The organism is Bombella sp. ESL0380, assembly GCF_009725805.1.
GTDB classification, from domain to species: Bacteria; Pseudomonadota; Alphaproteobacteria; order Acetobacterales; family Acetobacteraceae; genus Bombella; species Bombella apis.
In genome coordinates this window covers 1-3,268 of sequence record NZ_WNIH01000010.1, presented here as the reverse complement: position 1 = coordinate 3,268, position 3,268 = coordinate 1, and the positions used below count along the sequence as shown (strand labels likewise).

1 protein-coding gene is annotated in these 3,268 nt (G+C 60.5%); it reads left to right on the top strand.

The window, feature by feature from the left end; genetic code table 11:
- A partial coding sequence (locus GM608_RS08895; RefSeq protein WP_408863049.1) for a beta strand repeat-containing protein occupies positions 1-3,268 on the top strand: 3,268 nt, incomplete at both ends.

The window sequence follows — 3,268 nt, the reverse complement described above, 5'->3', positions numbered from 1 at the left end:
GGCTCCATGACACTGGGGGCCTTCAGTACAGTTTCAAGAGATGTCACCAATACTGGCAACGGGTCCCTGACGCTCGACAACAGCACCATCGACGGTACCCTTACCCATAATGGCCAGAGTCTGACCGTCACGGACAAAAACGCCTCTGTCGGTTCTCTCGCAGGAAACGGCAACGGCACGCTGGATGGTGCCCTGCATCTCACCAATGCCCATGACACCTATAACGGTATCCTCTCCGGCAAGGGCGGGCTGGCTCTTGACGGGGGGAAAGAAACCCTCACGAACCATCAGGCCTATACCGGCGACACAACCGTCGGGCAGAGTGGTGACCTGACCCTGACAGGCTCCCTTGCCGGGGCACTTGTCAATGGCGGCCACTCCACTCTCCAGAACGGTTCCGCTGTCAACGGAGTGGTCACAAACACCAATCAGGGCTCTCTGGAAGCACATGGTGCTGCCTTGGGGGCTGCCACAAATACCAGTACGGCCGGGACGCTGCTGCTCGACCAGGGAACAACCATTGCCCACACCCTTGCTTCTGATGGTGGCCAGATTACCATCGGTCAAGGCGGCGCCAGTGCTGAATCGCTTGCAGGCACGAACAGTGACGCCAAAATCACGCTCAATGACACCCTGACACTCACCGGTGGGCATGATGGCTATAACGGTACCATCACCGGCACGGGTGGCCTGACCATCCTCGGGGGCGGCAAAAACGACATCCAGAGCACGGGTGAGTATCTCAATGGCCACAACACCTATAACGGTGAAACCCATATCGGCCAGAACAGCTCCTTCACCCTGAAAGGCAGCATCACCGGGGACCTCAGAAACGAGGGTGATACCTACGTCAACCCCAATGCCAACACCGCAGGCCAAGTCAGCATCGGCGGGACGACGACCAATACACACCTTTTCACGTCGCAAAATGCCATTCTGGGCAAGGTCATCAACAATGATGGCACCACCACGCTGAATGAAAGCCAGACCAAGGACATTGACAACAATGCCGGGGAGACGGTCCTCACCGGCACGACGGCAGGGGCCATCACCAACGCCAAGGGAGCCACCTTCACAACCCAGCAGAGCCAGCATTCCGACGGCACGACAGTCAACAACAGTCTCGCTTCCGCCGACAATGCGGGCACGATGAAACTCGACCACACCACGATAAACGGGCAGACCACGAATTCCGGCACACTCACCACCTACAACTCAAGGCTGGGTGATGTCAGTAACAACGCCGGAACAGCCACGCTGGATAGCGGAACTACCGCTGGCCATGTCATCAATGCTGCTGGGGCCAGCTTCACCCTCCAGAACAGCGGAACGATCAGCTCTGCCGACAACCAAGGCTCCATGACACTGGGGGCCTTCAGTACAGTTTCAAGAGATGTCACCAATACTGGCAACGGGTCCCTGACGCTCGACAACAGCACCATCGACGGTACCCTTACCCATAATGGCCAGAGTCTGACCGTCACGGACAAAAACGCCTCTGTCGGTTCTCTCGCAGGAAACGGCAACGGCACGCTGGATGGTGCCCTGCATCTCACCAATGCCAATGACACCTATAACGGTATCCTCTCCGGCAAGGGCGGACTGGCCCTTGACGGGGGGAAAGAAACCCTCACGAACCATCAGGCCTATACCGGTGACACAACCGTCGGGCAGAGTGGTGACCTGACCCTGACAGGCTCCCTTGCCGGGGCACTTGTCAACAACGGCCACTCCGCCCTCCAGGATGGTTCAGCCGTCACCGGAACGGTCACGAACACCAGCACCGGCTCGCTGGAGGCCCACAATGCCCAGCTGAGCAATGTCACGACAGCCGGGACGCTGCTGCTCGACAGGGGAACCAATGTCTCCGGCAAGCTCGCCGCCACTGGGGGCCAGTTCACCATCGGGGATGGCGGGGCCACGGTCGGAACTCTCTCCGGCACAAACAGCACCGGCGTCCTCAATGACACGCTCACCCTCACAAACGCACAGGACGGCTATAACGGTATCCTCTCCGGCAAGGGTGGCCTGACCATCGCTGGCGGAACAGAAACCCTCAGCGGACAGAACCGCTATACCGGCGACACCCATGTGACCAGTGCCGCAGGGGCCGGGCTGGACCTGACAGGGTCCATCGCCGGAAGGCTGGTCAACGACCAGTATGCCCAGGTCTCAGGACCCAATGCGCAGGTCAAGAACACCACCATCAACAACAAGACGCTGAACGTCTCCAATGGCGCCACGCTGGCTGACATCACCAACAATGGTGCAGCAACCCTCAGCAGCAGCCGGACGGGCAATGTCACAAACGCTGCCAATGCCACCTTCAGCGCCACGGGCGGGTCTCAGGCTTCCGCAACAAACAGCGGCGTCATGACCCTCGCCGGGGGCAACAAAACGGATGGTGCTGTCACCAATACGGGCAACGGGTCCCTGACACTCGACAACAGCACCATCGGCGGTACCCTCACCCATGATGGCCAGAACCTGACCGTCACCAGCAACAATGCCTCCGCCGGGTCCCTCGCAGGAAACGGCAACGGCACGCTGGATGGCACGCTCACCCTGACAAAGGCCAATGACACCTATAACGGTATCCTCTCCGGCAAGGGCGGGCTGGCCCTTGACGGGGGGAAAGAAACCCTCACGAACCATCAGGCCTATACCGGCGACACAACCGTCGGGCAGAGTGGTGACCTGACCCTGACAGGCTCCCTTGCCGGAGCACTTGTCAACAACGGCCACTCCGCCCTCCAGGATGGTTCAGCCGTCACCGGAACGGTCACGAACACCAGCACCGGCTCGCTGGAGGCCCACAATGCCCAGCTGAGCAATGTCACGACAGCCGGGACGCTGCTGCTCGACAGGGGAACCAATGTCTCCGGCAAGCTCGCCGCCACTGGGGGCCAGTTCACCATCGGGGATGGCGGGGCCACGGTCGGAACTCTCTCCGGCACAAACAGCACCGGCGTCCTCAATGACACGCTCACCCTCACAAACGCACAGGACGGCTATGCCGGCTCCCTCTCCGGCAAGGGGGGCCTGACCATCGCTGGCGGAACAGAAACCCTCAGCGGCCAGAACAGCTATAACGGTGACACCCATGTGACCAGTGCCGCAGGGGCCGGGCTGGACCTGACAGGGTCCATCGCCGGAAGGCTGGTCAACGACCAGTATGCCCAGGTCTCAGGACCCAATGCGCAGGTCAAGAACACCACCATCAACAACAAGACGCTGAACGTCTCCAATGGCGCCACGCTGGCTGACA